Origin of the sequence: Listeria monocytogenes ATCC 19117 (genome assembly GCF_000307025.1) — a bacterium.
Classification (GTDB): domain Bacteria; phylum Bacillota; class Bacilli; order Lactobacillales; family Listeriaceae; genus Listeria; species Listeria monocytogenes_B.
Window position 1 is genome coordinate 229,948 of record NC_018584.1, and the last position, 16,738, is coordinate 246,685.

A 16,738-nucleotide genomic window follows, 5' to 3' on the forward strand; every position below is an offset into this window, starting at 1 on the left:
TTAGTCTTAGTTTTCGAAGGTGAAAATAGTATCAATAAATATTAAAAAATCTATATTAATAATAGAATAACTTCGTAAGAGAAAAGCGAAACGGATGTGTTTTTTAATAATCAGGGGAAGAAAAAATTGTTTCTAAATCTGCTATTAGCCAAAAACAACTTTTAAAGGGGTAAAAGTCCAGAAAAAGTAAGAATCCAAGCTCTTGCGTGGGAGGAGGTAAGGAATGAACAGGTTTTTTAGAAATGCGATATTTTATGTCATAATATTCCTTGTTATTATCGGGATTGTTGCTTCATTTAACTCAAACAAAGAGGCAGCCAAAGATATTAGCTATTCAGAATTTGTGAGTAAGTTAGAAGATGGTAAAGTTAAATCCGTAGAAATACAGCCAGACCGTAGTGTTTATACAATCAATGGGGAATTTAAATCTAGCGATAAAAGTTCCGACGATAAAAAAACGGGTCTTGGACAAAGCAAAACAAGCAGCACTGCTTTCACAACATACGCTTTAAACAGCGATACTTCACTAGGCGATTTGCAAAAAACGCTTGATAAAGAAGACGTGAAAACAACAATAGTACCTGCCAAACAAAACAGCGGTTGGGTTACATTCCTAACTTCTATTGTACCTTTTGTAATTATCTTCATCCTCTTCTTCTTCCTAATGAGCCAGTCTCAAGGTGGCGGCGGTGGTAAAGTAATGAGCTTTGGTAAAAGTAAAGCCAAACTTTACAACGACGACAAGAAGAAAGTTCGCTTCACAGATGTAGCTGGAGCAGACGAGGAAAAACAAGAACTTGTTGAAGTAGTAGAATTCCTAAAAGATCCGCGTAAATTTGCGGACCTCGGCGCTCGTATTCCAAAAGGTGTCCTTTTAGTAGGTCCTCCGGGTACTGGTAAAACCTTGCTAGCTCGTGCGGTTGCCGGTGAAGCAGGCGTGCCATTCTTCTCTATCTCAGGTTCAGACTTTGTAGAAATGTTTGTCGGTGTCGGTGCAAGCCGTGTCCGTGATTTATTCGAAAATGCGAAGAAAAATGCACCATGTATCATTTTCATTGATGAAATTGATGCAGTAGGTCGTCAACGTGGAGCAGGAATGGGCGGCGGTCACGATGAACGTGAACAAACCCTAAACCAATTACTAGTTGAAATGGATGGTTTCGGTGGCAATGAAGGTATCATCATTATTGCAGCAACTAACCGTGCAGACGTACTTGACCCAGCACTTCTTCGTCCAGGCCGTTTTGACCGCCAAATCATGGTTGATCGTCCAGACGTAAAAGGCCGTGAAGCAGTACTTCGCGTTCATGCTCGTAACAAACCACTTGCTAAAAGTGTTGATTTAAAAGCAATCGCTCAACGTACACCGGGATTCTCTGGTGCCGATTTAGAAAACTTACTGAATGAAGCAGCACTCGTTGCCGCACGTTCCGATAAGAAAGAAATAGATATGAGTGACCTCGATGAAGCTAGTGACCGCGTAATTGCCGGACCAGCTAAGAAAAATCGAGTTATCTCTGAAAAAGAACGCCGCACAGTCGCATATCATGAAGGTGGTCACGTTATCGTCGGAATGGTACTTGATGAAGCGGAAGTTGTGCATAAAGTTACCATTGTTCCTCGTGGACAAGCTGGTGGTTATGCCGTAATGTTACCAAAAGAAGATCGCTTCCTAATGACGAAAGCTGAGTTAATGGACCGTATCACTGGTTTACTCGGTGGACGCGTAGCCGAAGAAGTTACTTTTGGTGAAGTAACAACTGGTGCAAGTAATGACTTTGAACGTGCAACCGAACTTGCTCGCCGCATGGTAACTGAATGGGGTATGAGTGACAAGATTGGACCACTTCAATTCACTTCTGGTAACGGTCAAGTATTTATGGGCCGCGATTTCGGTAGCGACAAAGGATATTCCGATAAAATCGCCTACGAAATTGATACAGAAGTTCAGAGCTTAATCCGCTACTGTTATGACCGCGCTAAAACAATCATTACAGAACACCAAGAACAACACAAACTTATCGCGGAAACATTACTAAAAGTAGAAACTTTAGATGCTCGCCAAATTCGTTCCCTATTTGATGACGGTGTAATGCCTCCAGATATCGATACGATTGACGTAGAAGCAGAATATCCTTCCGAAAAAGACGAAGAAGTAGCAGGTAAATCTTTTGAAGAAGAAAAAGAAGAGTTAAAAGAAGAAGAAAAAATCGAAGAACCAAAAGAAGTAACTTCGGAAGATGCTCCAAACATTGAGCAAACACCAAACGATAAAAAAGACGAATAAAATCAAAGAGGCTGGGCTTCCCCAGTCTCTTTTTTGAAGCTATATTATTCGGATTTTCCTATAAAACATGTTATGATACGTTAGAAAAATCTTCTAAAGGACGGTATTTAAACTTATGATACTTGTAATAGACGTTGGAAATACTAACTGTACTGTCGGAGTTTATGAAAAACAAAAACTTCTGAAACATTGGCGCATGACAACAGATCGTCACCGCACATCCGATGAATTAGGAATGACAGTCTTGAACTTTTTTTCTTATGCGAATTTAACTCCTTCTGATATTCAAGGAATTATTATTTCGTCCGTCGTTCCACCGATTATGCACGCAATGGAAACAATGTGCGTACGCTATTTTAATATCCGACCATTAATCGTTGGTCCAGGAATAAAAACCGGCTTAAACCTCAAAGTCGATAATCCTCGCGAAATCGGATCTGACCGAATCGTAAACGCCGTAGCAGCATCAGAAGAATACGGGACACCGGTTATCGTAGTCGATTTTGGCACTGCGACCACATTTTGCTATATCGATGAATCAGGGGTATACCAAGGTGGCGCCATCGCTCCAGGGATTATGATTTCGACCGAAGCTCTATACAACCGCGCTGCTAAACTACCACGCGTAGATATTGCTGAATCAAACCAAATCATCGGCAAATCCACCGTGGCATCCATGCAAGCGGGCATCTTTTATGGTTTCGTCGGCCAATGCGAAGGGATTATCGCAGAAATCAAAAAACAATCCAACGCAAGCCCAGTAGTAGTTGCAACAGGCGGGCTCGCTCGGATGATAACAGAAAAATCTTCTGCAGTAGATATTTTAGATCCATTTTTAACATTAAAAGGTCTAGAACTTCTATATAGAAGAAACAAACCAACTACAGAAAAATAAAAGGAGTTTTATATAATGAGTGATTATTTAGTTAAAGCGTTAGCCTACGATGGCATGGCGCGTGTATATGCAGCAGTAACAACCGAAACAATCAAAGAAGCACAAAGAAGACATGATACATGGTCCGTCTCATCCGCCGCACTTGGTAGAACGATGACAGGAACACTTTTCCTTGGAGCAATGCAAAAAGAAGACCAAAAAATAACTGTAAAAATCGAAGGCGACGGCCCAATCGGTCCAATCGTAGCTGATAGTAACGCGCAAGGTCAAATCAGAGGATACGTAACAAATCCACACGTTCACTTCAGCGAACTAAATGAAGCTGGAAAACTTGACGTCCGCCGCGGCGTTGGAACATCCGGAATGCTTTCAGTTGTAAAAGATTTAGGCTTTGGAGAAAATTTCACCGGACAAACGCCAATTGTTTCAGGTGAAATTGGTGAAGATTTTACGTATTACCTAGCAACATCTGAACAAATCAATTCCTCCGTTGGTGTAGGAGTACTTGTTAACCCAGATGATACAATCGAAGCAGCTGGCGGTTTCATGTTGCAATTACTCCCTGGTGCGACAGATGAAATCATTGATGAAATCGAAAAAAATCTGACGGCTCTACCAACAGTTTCTAGAATGATTGAAGCGGGCGAAACTCCTGAATCGATTTTAGCTAAACTTGCAGGCGGCGAAGATAAACTACAAATCTTAGAAAAAATCCCCGTTTCCTTTGAATGTAACTGCTCCAAAGAACGCTTTGGCAGTGCAATAATTTCACTTGGAAAAGAAGAAATTCGTTCCATGATAGAAGAGGATCACGGCGCAGAAGCAGAATGTCATTTTTGTCGTAACACTTACGATTTTTCAGAAGAAGAATTAGAAAAACTATACGAAGAAGCTAAATAAAGAAAAAGGAGCACCTAATTGGTTGCTCCTTTTTAAAAGAGGTTAAACTTGACAAAACAGGTCGGAATTAATTAAACTAGATGAAAGACCTAAAATAGATAGGAGTGCTTTAATAATGACAATTGCAAATTCAATCACTGATTTAATTGGAAAGACACCTATTGTGAAACTTAATCGTTTACCAGAAGCAGGAAGCGCGGATGTATACGTAAAATTAGAATTCCAAAATCCAGGTGGCAGCGTAAAAGACCGTATTGCTAACGCGATGATCGAAAGCGCTGAAAAATCTGGTGCATTAAAACCAGGCGATACAATCATTGAGCCAACTAGTGGGAATACTGGTATCGGCCTAGCAATGGTAGCAGCAGCAAAAGGCTACCAAGCGATTTTCGTAATGCCAGAAACAATGAGCTTAGAACGTCGCAAATTACTTCAAGCTTACGGTGCAAAATTAGTTTTAACACCAGGTCCAGACGGCATGAAAGGCGCAATTGCTAAAGCGGAAGAGCTTGCAAAAGAAAATAACTATTTTGTTCCACAACAATTCCACAACCCAGCAAATCCAGCTGTCCATGAAGAAACAACTGGACCAGAAATCGTTGAAGCTTTCGGTAAAGATGGCTTAGATGCTTTCATCGCGGGAGTTGGAACAGGTGGAACAGTAACTGGTGTAGGACACGTACTTAAAAAGAACTACCCAGATGTTAAAATCTATGCTCTTGAACCAGAAGAATCCCCAGTACTTAGCGGTGGTTCTCCATCACCTCATAAAATCCAAGGTATCGGTGCAGGCTTCGTTCCGGATACATTAGATACAAAAGTGTATGACGGCATTCTAAAAGTTTCAAGTGAAGATGCTCTAGAAACAGCACGTGAAGTAGCGAAAAAAGAAGGTATCTTAGTAGGTATTTCTTCCGGAGCAACTGTTAAAGCAGCTCTAGACCTTGCAAAAGAACTTGGTGCTGGCAAAAAAGTACTAGCAATCGTTGCAAGTAACGGCGAACGCTACCTAAGCACACCTCTTTATAATTTTGAAGATTAATAATCAGAGAGCCTAGATTTTCTAGGTTCTTTTTTTATGAAAAGAAATAAATGCATTTCTTACTATTTTCTAATCAAACGCACAGCGGAAACTTTCTTTTCTTGGTTAATATATAGTCATAAGCTAACAACAAGCAAAACATTTTCATTCTTTCCCCTTTTTAGAATGAAAATCCCAAACTCCCTTTTTGACCAGTGTGGTTTACTCCCTTTTTCCACACTGGTTTTTTCATGGAAAAAAATGAAGAAAAAAACCGAAAAATCTCATGAAACTTTAACAAAAGTCACAGCGTATCCACCAAAAACTTGGTTAATATATAGTCATAAGCTAACAACAAGCAAAACATTTTCATTCTTTCCCCTTTTAGAATGAAAATCCCAAACTCCCTTTTTGACCAGTGTGGTTTACTCCCTTTTTCCACACTGGTTTTTTCATGGAAAAAAATGAAGAAAAAAACCGAAAAATCTCATGAAACTTTAACAAAAATCACAGCGCATCCACCAAAAACTTGGTTAATATATAGTCATAAGCTAACAACAAGCAAAACATTTTCATTCTTCTCCCCCCTTTTAGAATGAAGATCCCAAACTCCCTTTTTGACCAGTGTGGTTTACTCCCTTTTTCCACACTGGTTTTTTAATACCAAAAAATGAAAAGAAAAACCGAAAAATCTCATGAAACTTTAACAAAAATCACAGCATATCCACCAAAAACTTGGTTAATATATAGTCATAAGCTAACAACAAGCAAAACATTTTCATTCTTCTCCCCCCTTTTTAGAATGAAGATCCCAAACTCCCTTTTTGACCGATGCGGTTTACTCCCTTTTCCGCATCGGTTTTTTTGTGCGCTAAAATCACTGAATTCTGCTATAATAAATCTCGGAAAGAGGTGTTTGGGCTTGAAGAAGTGGAAAAGGGATCACTTAGGTATGGTCATGGGGATACTGAATGTTACGCCAGACTCTTTTTCGGATGGCGGGAAATATATGCAAGTGGAAGAAGCTGTGGCTCGAGCGTTACAAATGGCAGAAGATGGAGCAGCAATTATTGACGTTGGTGGAATATCTACTCGGCCTGGTTTTTCAGAGGTAACGCCTGAGGAAGAACTTAATCGAATTATTCCTGTCATTAAAGCTGTTAGGACAAAACTTCCGGATATATGGATTTCTGTTGATACTTGGCGTGCCGAAGTGGCTGAAAAAGCTATTTTAGCAGGAGTTAATATGATAAATGATCAATGGGGTGCCAAAAAAGAACCGAAAATTGCGGAAGTAGCTGCGAAATATAACGTGCCAATTTGTTTGATGCACAACCGAGAAAACACGCAATACGATAATTTTCTGGAAGATGTGAAGAAAGACTTATTAGAAAGTGTTGCAATTGCTAAAGCGGCATCCGTGCCAGATGAACATATTATTCTTGATCCGGGTTTCGGTTTTGTTAAGACGCCTGCGCAGAATTTAGAAGTGTTACGACGCATTGATGAGATAGTGGCGCTTGGTTACGAGGTTTTACTTGGTACGAGTAGAAAGTCGACAATTGGTCTCGTCTTAGGAACTACTCCAGAGGATAGAATGGAAGGAACTGGAGCAACTACAGTTTACGGATTTTCGAAAGGTTGCACAATTACTCGTGTACACGATGTACTTCCCATTGCGCGCATGGTACGAATGACAGATGCGATTACTGGCAAATTAGATATTACAAAATTATAAAGAGGTGCTTTAGTTGGATAAAATTTATTTAAATGAATTAGTGTTTTACGGATACCATGGAGTTTTGGCGGAAGAAACAAAACTAGGACAAACGTTTAGAGTATCGCTTATTCTCGGCCTTTCTACTAAAAAAGCAGGAATATCGGATAGCGTAGACGACACAGTCAGCTATGCAGAAGTTTATGAAACGGTAAAAGAAATAGTGGAAGGAACGCCATTCAAATTAATCGAGGCGCTTGCCGAAAAAATTGCAACGGAAGTTTTAACTGGTTATCCTCTATTAGAAGAAGTGACTGTAAAACTTATTAAACCAAATCCTCCGATTCCGGGACATTATGATTCTGTTGCAGTGGAAATTGAACGTAAAAAAAGTGATTTGAATGGCTAAGGCGTTTCTATCAATTGGTACAAACCTTGGCGAACGTTTAGAAAATTTAAATGACGCACTAAGTGGTTTAGCTGCTTCAGATAAAATTAAAATTACCAACGTATCTAGTGTATACGAAACAGACGCAGTAGGTTACGAAGATCAAGCGGCATTTTTAAATATCGCTGTAGAAATTGAAACGGACTTTCCGCCAGTTGATTTACTAGATTTTTGCCTTGCGCTCGAACTTGAATTGGGGCGAGTTCGATTATTTAAGTGGGGTCCGCGACTCATTGATATCGATGTTTTATTATATGATGATGTTAAAATCGATACAGAAAAGCTGAAAATCCCACATCCTTATATGAAAGAACGCGCTTTTGTGCTGATTCCATTAATAGAGATTTCACCAGAAAAAAGCAATCTTGTAGATAATCCAGCCATTTTGGAAGAACAAGGTGTTCGGAAAATAAAAAATCAAGTCAACTGGTAAAATTGGCACTTGCAGAAAAAACTGATTATGATAACATATCACTAGCGCAATTTAAGAGGAAGGGGTTTACCATTAATGTTTAAAATAGGTAACGTAGAAATTAAAAACCAAGTAGTTGTGGCGCCAATGGCCGGTATATCCAATTCCGCATTCCGTTTAACGGTCAAAGAATTCGGAGCAGGTCTCGTTTGCTGTGAAATGATTAGCGACAAAGGAATCGCATACCGCAATGCTAAAACGCTTGATATGCTATATATTGATGAAAAAGAAAAACCATTGAGCTTACAAATTTTTGGTGGTGAGAAAGAAACGCTTGTAGAAGCTGCGAAATTCGTAGCTGAAAATACAACGGCAGATATTATTGATATTAATATGGGCTGTCCGGTAAACAAAATTATCAAATGTGAAGCTGGAGCGAAATGGCTACTTGATCCAAATAAAGTGTATGACATGGTAGCTGCTGTAGTGGACGCTGTTGATAAACCGGTAACAGTAAAAATGCGTATTGGTTGGGACGAAGAACATGTCTTTGCTATCGAAAATGCACTTGCTGCTGAACGTGCCGGAGCTGCAGCTGTTGCAATGCACGGCCGTACTCGTGTGCAAATGTACGAAGGTAGCGCGAACTGGGATGTGCTTAGAGACGTAAAACGCGAACTGAAAATCCCGTTCATGGCAAATGGGGACGTGAGAACACCAGAAGATGCCAAACGAATTTTAGAACATACTGGAGCAGATGGAGTAATGATTGGTCGAGCTGCACTTGGAAACCCATGGATGATTTATCGCACGGTGAAATTCCTAGAAACAGGCGAACTTCTTCCAGAACCAGAACCACGCGAAAAAATGCAAACTGCCATGCTTCACCTTAATCGCCTAGTCGAGCTAAAAGGAGAAAACATTGCAGTTCGCGAGTTTAGACAACACGCAGCTTATTATCTAAAAGGAGCTCGCGGAAGCACTCGCGCGAAAGTGGCTGCTAACCAAGCGACAAAACAATCAGAGATGGAAGCAATTTTAAATGAATTTGTTCTTCAATATGAAGAAAAAGCATTAGCGAAACAAGACTAATTAGTATTGCCTCGAGATTTCGGGGCAATTTTTAAATTTATACTAGAAAAACCAGACCAAAAAAGCGTATAATGGAAACATCTGTAGAAATGAATAGAATAGGAGTGTACCTATATGAGTAACGAGAATCATGAAGAACTAAATGACCAACTCATCGTCCGTCGCGAAAAAGTGGACACATTGCGCGAAGAAGGCATAGATCCTTTTGGCGAAAAATTCATCCGTTCCATCAGCCCGGAAGAAATTGAAACAAAATTCGCTGATAAATCAAAAGAAGAACTTGAAGAAGCTGCTATTGAAGTTTCTGTAGCAGGTCGTATTATGACGAAACGTGTGAAAGGTAAAGTAGGTTTCACACATATTCAAGACCGTTTCCATCAATTACAAATCTATATCCGTAAAGATGCAATTGGCGAAGATGCTTATGCAGTCTTCAAATTAGCGGATCTAGGTGACATTATTGGTATAAAAGGGACTATTTTCCGTACTAATACAGGTGAACTTTCTGTTAAAGCAACGGAATTCACTTTGCTTTCCAAATCATTACGTCCACTTCCTGATAAATATCATGGCTTAAAAGACGTAGAACAACGCTATCGTCAACGCTATTTAGACTTAATTACAAACGAAGAAAGCCAAAATCGTTTTGTGATGCGCAGTAAAATCTTGAAATACACTCGTGATTACATGGATAATCAAGGATTCCTAGAAGTAGAAACTCCAGTGCTTCATACAATTGCTGGTGGTGCTGCTGCAAAACCATTTATTACGCACCATAATGCACTTGATATGGAATTATATTTACGAATTGCTTTAGAACTACACTTAAAACGCCTAATCGTTGGTGGGATGGATAAAGTATACGAAATCGGCCGCGTTTTCCGTAATGAAGGAACCTCCACGCGTCATAACCCAGAATTTACAATGTTAGAATCCTATGCAGCATACGAAGATTACGAAGATGTTATGGATTTGGTAGAAGGTTTAGTATCTACAGTATGCAAACAAGTAAATGGAACAACAGAAATAACATACGGTGAATACAATGTAGATCTAACTCCAAACTGGCGCCGTATCCACATGGCAGATGCTGTAAAAGAATATGTCGGAGTGGATTTCTGGAACGTAACTTCCGATGAAGAAGCACGCGAACTAGCTAAAAAACATAATGTGCCAGTAACGGAGCACATGACATACGGGCACATTCTTAATGAGTTTTTTGAAACATACGTAGAAGAAAAGCTTATTCAACCAACCTTTGTTTACGGACATCCGGTGGAAATTTCACCATTAGCGAAGAAAAACAAAGAAGATGACCGTTTTACTGACCGTTTTGAATTATTTATCGTTGGTCGTGAACATGCAAATGCATTCTCGGAATTAAACGATCCAATTGATCAAAGAGAGCGTTTTGAAGCGCAAATGAAAGAACGTGAGCAAGGTAATGATGAAGCGCACGGAATGGATGCAGATTTCCTTGAAGCTTTAGAATACGGTCTACCGCCGACTGGTGGACTTGGAATAGGTATCGATCGTCTAGTAATGCTATTAACAGATGCCCCGTCTATTCGTGATATCCTATTATTCCCAACTATGAAACACCGCGACTAATTAAAAATCCAGAGCTGATTATATCGGTTCTGGATTTTGTTTTTTTCTCAGAAAAAAACAAATTTGCCAAAGAGAAACTTTTTCTCAAAATATGCTTGCAATCCCTATAAAAACATGATATATTTATAAACGTTCCAGTTAAACAAACGCAAAATGCTCATCAAGAAATTAAATTTTTTTGAAAAAACATCTTGACTTTGTTGACTAGATAGAGTAAGATATAAGAGTTGCTGCTAAAGGCAACGAAGAAGAAAAAGTGACCTTTGAAAACTGAACAAAGAAGAAGACGAAAAGCAATGAGACGTAAAGTCTCACTGGTAATCGCAGGGCAGAAAACAGAAAGCTGTTTTCAACAAAACAAACTAGTAATTTAATTGCTAGCGAAGTCAATTTGACGCAAGGAATCTTATTCACGGTGTTGAATAAGTATTCAAATTCAATTTATATTTTAAAGAGAGTTTGATCCTGGCTCAGGACGAACGCTGGCGGCGTGCCTAATACATGCAAGTCGAACGAACGGAGGAAGAGCTTGCTCTTCCAAAGTTAGTGGCGGACGGGTGAGTAACACGTGGGCAACCTGCCTGTAAGTTGGGGATAACTCCGGGAAACCGGGGCTAATACCGAATGATAAAGTGTGGCGCATGCCACGCTTTTGAAAGATGGTTTCGGCTATCGCTTACAGATGGGCCCGCGGTGCATTAGCTAGTTGGTAGGGTAATGGCCTACCAAGGCAACGATGCATAGCCGACCTGAGAGGGTGATCGGCCACACTGGGACTGAGACACGGCCCAGACTCCTACGGGAGGCAGCAGTAGGGAATCTTCCGCAATGGACGAAAGTCTGACGGAGCAACGCCGCGTGTATGAAGAAGGTTTTCGGATCGTAAAGTACTGTTGTTAGAGAAGAACAAGGATAAGAGTAACTGCTTGTCCCTTGACGGTATCTAACCAGAAAGCCACGGCTAACTACGTGCCAGCAGCCGCGGTAATACGTAGGTGGCAAGCGTTGTCCGGATTTATTGGGCGTAAAGCGCGCGCAGGCGGTCTTTTAAGTCTGATGTGAAAGCCCCCGGCTTAACCGGGGAGGGTCATTGGAAACTGGAAGACTGGAGTGCAGAAGAGGAGAGTGGAATTCCACGTGTAGCGGTGAAATGCGTAGATATGTGGAGGAACACCAGTGGCGAAGGCGACTCTCTGGTCTGTAACTGACGCTGAGGCGCGAAAGCGTGGGGAGCAAACAGGATTAGATACCCTGGTAGTCCACGCCGTAAACGATGAGTGCTAAGTGTTAGGGGGTTTCCGCCCCTTAGTGCTGCAGCTAACGCATTAAGCACTCCGCCTGGGGAGTACGACCGCAAGGTTGAAACTCAAAGGAATTGACGGGGGCCCGCACAAGCGGTGGAGCATGTGGTTTAATTCGAAGCAACGCGAAGAACCTTACCAGGTCTTGACATCCTTTGACCACTCTGGAGACAGAGCTTTCCCTTCGGGGACAAAGTGACAGGTGGTGCATGGTTGTCGTCAGCTCGTGTCGTGAGATGTTGGGTTAAGTCCCGCAACGAGCGCAACCCTTGATTTTAGTTGCCAGCATTTAGTTGGGCACTCTAAAGTGACTGCCGGTGCAAGCCGGAGGAAGGTGGGGATGACGTCAAATCATCATGCCCCTTATGACCTGGGCTACACACGTGCTACAATGGATAGTACAAAGGGTCGCGAAGCCGCGAGGTGGAGCTAATCCCATAAAACTATTCTCAGTTCGGATTGTAGGCTGCAACTCGCCTACATGAAGCCGGAATCGCTAGTAATCGTGGATCAGCATGCCACGGTGAATACGTTCCCGGGCCTTGTACACACCGCCCGTCACACCACGAGAGTTTGTAACACCCGAAGTCGGTAGGGTAACCTTTATGGAGCCAGCCGCCGAAGGTGGGACAGATAATTGGGGTGAAGTCGTAACAAGGTAGCCGTATCGGAAGGTGCGGCTGGATCACCTCCTTTCTAAGGAAAAGGAAACCTGTGAGTTTTCGTTCTTCTCTATTTGTTCAGTTTTGAGAGGTTAGTACTTCTCAGTATGTTTGTTCTTTGAAAACTAGATAAGAAAGTTAGTAAAGTTAGCATAGATAATTTATTATTTATGACACAAGTAACCGAGAATCATCTGAAAGTGAATCTTTCATCTGATTGGAAGTATCATCGCTGATACGGAAAATCAGAAAAACAACCTTTACTTCGTAGAAGTAAATTGGTTAAGTTAGAAAGGGCGCACGGTGGATGCCTTGGCACTAGGAGCCGAAGAAGGACGGGACTAACACCGATATGCTTTGGGGAGCTGTACGTAAGCGTTGATCCAGAGATTTCCGAATGGGGGAACCCACTATCTTTAGTCGGATAGTATCCTTACGTGAATACATAGCGTGAGGAAGGCAGACCCAGGGAACTGAAACATCTAAGTACCTGGAGGAAGAGAAAGAAAAATCGATTTCCTGAGTAGCGGCGAGCGAAACGGAAAGAGCCCAAACCAAGAAGCTTGCTTCTTGGGGTTGTAGGACACTCTATACGGAGTTACAAAAGAAAGTTATAAATGAAGCGGTCTGGAAAGGCCCGCCAAAGACGGTAACAGCCCGGTAGTTGAAATGGCTTTCCCTCCAGAGTGGATCCTGAGTACGGCGGAACACGTGAAATTCCGTCGGAATCCGGGAGGACCATCTCCCAAGGCTAAATACTCCCTAGTGACCGATAGTGAACCAGTACCGTGAGGGAAAGGTGAAAAGCACCCCGGAAGGGGAGTGAAACAGTTCCTGAAACCGTGTGCCTACAAGTAGTTAGAGCCCGTTAATGGGTGATAGCGTGCCTTTTGTAGAATGAACCGGCGAGTTACGATTTGTTGCAAGGTTAAGCGGAAAAAGCGGAGCCGTAGCGAAAGCGAGTCTGAATAGGGCGCATAAGTAACAGGTCGTAGACCCGAAACCAGGTGATCTACCCATGTCCAGGATGAAGGTAAGGTAATACTTACTGGAGGTCCGAACCCACGCACGTTGAAAAGTGCGGGGATGAGGTGTGGGTAGCGGAGAAATTCCAATCGAACTTGGAGATAGCTGGTTCTCTCCGAAATAGCTTTAGGGCTAGCCTCGAGGTAAAGAGTCATGGAGGTAGAGCACTGTTTGGACTAGGGGCCCTTCTCGGGTTACCGAATTCAGATAAACTCCGAATGCCATGTACTTATACTCGGGAGTCAGACTGCGAGTGATAAGATCCGTAGTCGAAAGGGAAACAGCCCAGACCACCAGTTAAGGTCCCCAAATATATGTTAAGTGGAAAAGGATGTGGGGTTGCTTAGACAACCAGGATGTTGGCTTAGAAGCAGCCACCATTGAAAGAGTGCGTAATAGCTCACTGGTCGAGTGACCCCGCGCCGAAAATGTACCGGGGCTAAACATATTACCGAAACTGTGGATGAACCTCTTTAGAGGTTCGTGGTAGGAGAGCGTTCTAAGGGCGGTGAAGTCAGACCGGAAGGACTGGTGGAGCGCTTAGAAGTGAGAATGCCGGTATGAGTAGCGAAAGAAGGGTGAGAATCCCTTCCACCGAATATCTAAGGTTTCCTGAGGAAGGCTCGTCCGCTCAGGGTTAGTCGGGACCTAAGCCGAGGCCGATAGGCGTAGGCGATGGACAACAGGTAGAGATTCCTGTACCAGTGCTAATTGTTTAACCGATGGGGTGACACAGAAGGATAGGGAATCGCACGAATGGAAATGTGCGTCCAAGCAGTGAGTGTGAGAAGTAGGCAAATCCGCTTCTCACGAAGCATGAGCTGTGATGGGGAAGGAAATTAAGTACGGAAGTTCCTGATTTCACGCTGTCAAGAAAAGCCTCTAGGAAGAGTAGTACTGCCCGTACCGCAAACCGACACAGGTAGATGAGGAGAGAATCCTAAGGTGAGCGAGAGAACTCTCGTTAAGGAACTCGGCAAAATGACCCCGTAACTTCGGGAGAAGGGGTGCTCTATTAGGGTGCAAGCCCGAGAGAGCCGCAGTGAATAGGCCCAGGCGACTGTTTAGCAAAAACACAGGTCTCTGCAAAACCGTAAGGTGACGTATAGGGGCTGACGCCTGCCCGGTGCTGGAAGGTTAAGAGGAGTGCTTAGCTTCGGCGAAGGTACGAATTGAAGCCCCAGTAAACGGCGGCCGTAACTATAACGGTCCTAAGGTAGCGAAATTCCTTGTCGGGTAAGTTCCGACCCGCACGAAAGGCGCAACGATCTGGGCACTGTCTCAACGAGAGACTCGGTGAAATTATAGTACCTGTGAAGATGCAGGTTACCCGCGACAGGACGGAAAGACCCCGTGGAGCTTTACTGCAACCTGATATGGAATGTTTGTACCGCTTGTACAGGATAGGTAGGAGCCGAAGAGACGTGTGCGCTAGCATACGAGGAGGCAATGGTGGGATACTACCCTGGCTGTATGACCATTCTAACCCGCCACGCTTAGCGCGTGGGGAGACAGTGTCAGGTGGGCAGTTTGACTGGGGCGGTCGCCTCCTAAAGAGTAACGGAGGCGCCCAAAGGTTCCCTCAGAATGGATGGAAATCATTCGCAGAGTGTAAAGGCACAAGGGAGCTTGACTGCGAGACTGACAAGTCGAGCAGGGACGAAAGTCGGGCTTAGTGATCCGGTGGTTCCGCATGGAAGGGCCATCGCTCAACGGATAAAAGCTACCCCGGGGATAACAGGCTTATCTCCCCCAAGAGTCCACATCGACGGGGAGGTTTGGCACCTCGATGTCGGCTCGTCGCATCCTGGGGCTGTAGTCGGTCCCAAGGGTTGGGCTGTTCGCCCATTAAAGCGGCACGCGAGCTGGGTTCAGAACGTCGTGAGACAGTTCGGTCCCTATCCGTCGCGGGCGCAGGAAATTTGAGAGGAGCTGTCCTTAGTACGAGAGGACCGGGATGGACACACCGCTGGTGTACCAGTTGTTCCGCCAGGAGCATCGCTGGGTAGCTATGTGTGGCAGGGATAAACGCTGAAAGCATCTAAGCGTGAAGCCCCCCTCAAGATGAGATTTCCCATTTCTTCGGAAAGTAAGATCCCTGAAAGATGATCAGGTAGATAGGTTTGGAGTGGAAGTGTAGCGATACATGGAGCGGACAAATACTAATCGATCGAGGACTTAACCAAAAAATGAAACGAAGTTACCTAACTGAACCCTTTCTTCTCTAGTTTTGAGAGAGCAATCTTTCAACAACTTTATATTGTCTGGTAGTTATGGCGAGAAGGTCACACCCGTTCCCATCCCGAACACGGTAGTTAAGCTTCTCTGCGCCAATGGTAGTTGGGGGCTTCCCCCTGCGAGAGTAGGTCGCTGCCGGGCAGTATTTCTGGAGGTTTAGCTCAGCTGGGAGAGCATCTGCCTTACAAGCAGAGGGTCAGCGGTTCGATCCCGTTAACCTCCATTTTTTATGCCGGCTTAGCTCAGTTGGTAGAGCAACTGATTTGTAATCAGTAGGTCGCGAGTTCGACTCTTGCAGCCGGCACCATTAATATTAACTTTATGATAATACATATTTTTATTGTAGAGAGCCGTTAGCTCAGTTGGTAGAGCATCTGACTTTTAATCAGAGGGTCGCTGGTTCGAACCCAGCACGGCTCACTTTTGCGGGTGTGGCGGAATTGGCAGACGCACCAGATTTAGGATCTGGCGCCGCGAGGCGTGGGGGTTCAAGTCCCTTCACCCGCACTTATTTTAAATATGCGGAAGTAGTTCAGTGGTAGAACATCACCTTGCCAAGGTGGGGGTCGCGGGTTCGAACCCCGTCTTCCGCTTGTTTACAAAAGTTCCAATATGCCGGGGTGGCGGAACTGGCAGACGCACAGGACTTAAAATCCTGCGGATAGTGATATCCGTACCGGTTCGATTCCGGTCCTCGGCATTATTTTTATATGCGCCCATAGCTCAACTGGATAGAGTACTTGACTACGAATCAAGCGGTTAGAGGTTCGACTCCTCTTGGGCGCACTTTATTAAACGGGAAGTAGCTCAGCTTGGTAGAGCACTTGGTTTGGGACCAAGGGGTCGCAGGTTCGAATCCTGTCTTCCCGATTGTTTGATTTTTATTATGGGGCCTTAGCTCAGCTGGGAGAGCGCCTGCTTTGCACGCAGGAGGTCAGCGGTTCGATCCCGCTAGGCTCCACCAAATTATTTCTAAAAATGTGTTGACATTGTTTAGAGAATAGAGTAAGATATAAGAGTTGCTGCTAAAGGCAACGAAGAAGAAAAAGTGACCTTTGAAAACTGAACAAAGAAGAAGACGAAAAGCAATGAGACGTAAAGTCTCACTGGTAATCGCAGGGCAGAAAA

9 protein-coding genes, 9 tRNA genes and 3 rRNA genes are annotated in these 16,738 nt (G+C 43.4%); all 21 read left to right on the plus strand.

Going from position 1 to position 16,738, the window contains the following annotated elements; all coding sequences use genetic code 11:
- Positions 1-223 precede the first annotated feature (223 nt).
- Positions 224-2,287 carry an ATP-dependent zinc metalloprotease FtsH gene (ftsH, locus tag LMOATCC19117_RS01160; RefSeq protein ID WP_003734715.1) on the plus strand — a complete coding sequence of 688 codons (2,064 nt, stop codon included), beginning with the start codon at positions 224-226 and terminating at the stop codon, positions 2,285-2,287.
- 115 nt (positions 2,288-2,402) lie between these two features.
- The gene (locus LMOATCC19117_RS01165) at positions 2,403-3,182 is read left to right on the plus strand and encodes a type III pantothenate kinase (protein ID WP_003725746.1); all 780 of its coding nucleotides are present in this window, start codon (positions 2,403-2,405) and stop codon (positions 3,180-3,182) included.
- Between the two features lie 15 nt (positions 3,183-3,197).
- Positions 3,198-4,082, plus strand: coding sequence for an Hsp33 family molecular chaperone HslO (gene hslO, locus LMOATCC19117_RS01170; RefSeq protein ID WP_003725747.1), 885 nt, complete (start codon positions 3,198-3,200; stop codon positions 4,080-4,082).
- Between the two features lie 115 nt (positions 4,083-4,197).
- Positions 4,198-5,124 (plus strand): cysteine synthase A, encoded by a 927-nt coding sequence (gene cysK / locus LMOATCC19117_RS01175; protein WP_003725748.1) that lies wholly within the window; start codon positions 4,198-4,200, stop codon positions 5,122-5,124.
- A 901-nt stretch (positions 5,125-6,025) separates the two neighbouring features.
- Positions 6,026-6,841, plus strand: a complete 816-nt coding sequence (gene folP / locus LMOATCC19117_RS01180; RefSeq protein ID WP_003734958.1) for a dihydropteroate synthase — start codon at positions 6,026-6,028, stop codon at positions 6,839-6,841.
- Between the two features lie 13 nt (positions 6,842-6,854).
- A complete protein-coding gene (gene folB, locus LMOATCC19117_RS01185; RefSeq protein ID WP_003734957.1) occupies positions 6,855-7,229 on the plus strand; it encodes a dihydroneopterin aldolase in 375 nt (124 codons plus the stop codon).
- Positions 7,222-7,701, plus strand: coding sequence for a 2-amino-4-hydroxy-6-hydroxymethyldihydropteridine diphosphokinase (gene folK / locus LMOATCC19117_RS01190; protein ID WP_003725754.1), 480 nt, complete (start codon positions 7,222-7,224; stop codon positions 7,699-7,701). Before folB ends, folK begins: the two co-directional genes overlap by 8 nt.
- A gap of 75 nt (positions 7,702-7,776) precedes the next feature.
- Positions 7,777-8,772, plus strand: a complete 996-nt coding sequence (gene dusB, locus LMOATCC19117_RS01195; RefSeq protein ID WP_003723750.1) for a tRNA dihydrouridine synthase DusB — start codon at positions 7,777-7,779, stop codon at positions 8,770-8,772.
- 114 nt (positions 8,773-8,886) lie between these two features.
- The gene (gene lysS / locus LMOATCC19117_RS01200; RefSeq protein ID WP_003728446.1) at positions 8,887-10,383 is read left to right on the plus strand and encodes a lysine--tRNA ligase; all 1,497 of its coding nucleotides are present in this window, start codon (positions 8,887-8,889) and stop codon (positions 10,381-10,383) included.
- A gap of 447 nt (positions 10,384-10,830) precedes the next feature.
- A 16S ribosomal RNA gene (locus LMOATCC19117_RS01205) occupies positions 10,831-12,380 on the plus strand.
- 246 nt (positions 12,381-12,626) lie between these two features.
- Positions 12,627-15,558 (plus strand): 23S ribosomal RNA (locus LMOATCC19117_RS01210).
- Positions 15,559-15,635: 77 nt separating this feature from the next.
- Positions 15,636-15,751, plus strand: a 5S ribosomal RNA gene (gene rrf, locus LMOATCC19117_RS01215).
- Together the 16S, 23S and 5S rRNA genes with 9 tRNA genes alongside form the textbook arrangement of a ribosomal RNA operon.
- A gap of 9 nt (positions 15,752-15,760) precedes the next feature.
- Positions 15,761-15,833: transfer RNA gene (locus tag LMOATCC19117_RS01220), tRNA-Val, on the plus strand.
- An 8-nt stretch (positions 15,834-15,841) separates the two neighbouring features.
- Positions 15,842-15,917, plus strand: a tRNA-Thr gene (locus tag LMOATCC19117_RS01225).
- A gap of 40 nt (positions 15,918-15,957) precedes the next feature.
- Positions 15,958-16,030 (plus strand) — tRNA-Lys (locus LMOATCC19117_RS01230).
- Between the two features lie 5 nt (positions 16,031-16,035).
- Positions 16,036-16,117 (plus strand) — tRNA-Leu (locus tag LMOATCC19117_RS01235).
- A gap of 14 nt (positions 16,118-16,131) precedes the next feature.
- Positions 16,132-16,203 (plus strand) — tRNA-Gly (locus LMOATCC19117_RS01240).
- 21 nt (positions 16,204-16,224) lie between these two features.
- Positions 16,225-16,310: transfer RNA gene (locus tag LMOATCC19117_RS01245), tRNA-Leu, on the plus strand.
- A gap of 12 nt (positions 16,311-16,322) precedes the next feature.
- Positions 16,323-16,396, plus strand: a tRNA-Arg gene (locus LMOATCC19117_RS01250).
- A gap of 10 nt (positions 16,397-16,406) precedes the next feature.
- Positions 16,407-16,480, plus strand: a tRNA-Pro gene (locus LMOATCC19117_RS01255).
- A gap of 18 nt (positions 16,481-16,498) precedes the next feature.
- A tRNA-Ala gene (locus tag LMOATCC19117_RS01260) sits at positions 16,499-16,574 on the plus strand.
- The last annotated feature ends 164 nt before the right edge of the window (positions 16,575-16,738 follow it).

Excerpts from the sequence above, each read along its gene's own strand:
- ftsH (WP_003734715.1), top strand. The coding sequence starts at position 224 with ATGAACAGGTTTTTTAGAAATGCGATATTTTATGTCATAATATTCCTT.
- LMOATCC19117_RS01165 (WP_003725746.1), top strand. The coding sequence starts at position 2,403 with ATGATACTTGTAATAGACGTTGGAAATACTAACTGTACTGTCGGAGTT.
- hslO (WP_003725747.1), top strand. The coding sequence starts at position 3,198 with ATGAGTGATTATTTAGTTAAAGCGTTAGCCTACGATGGCATGGCGCGT.
- cysK (WP_003725748.1), top strand. The coding sequence starts at position 4,198 with ATGACAATTGCAAATTCAATCACTGATTTAATTGGAAAGACACCTATT.
- folK (WP_003725754.1), top strand. The coding sequence starts at position 7,222 with ATGGCTAAGGCGTTTCTATCAATTGGTACAAACCTTGGCGAACGTTTA.
- dusB (WP_003723750.1), top strand. The coding sequence starts at position 7,777 with ATGTTTAAAATAGGTAACGTAGAAATTAAAAACCAAGTAGTTGTGGCG.
- lysS (WP_003728446.1), top strand. The coding sequence starts at position 8,887 with ATGAGTAACGAGAATCATGAAGAACTAAATGACCAACTCATCGTCCGT.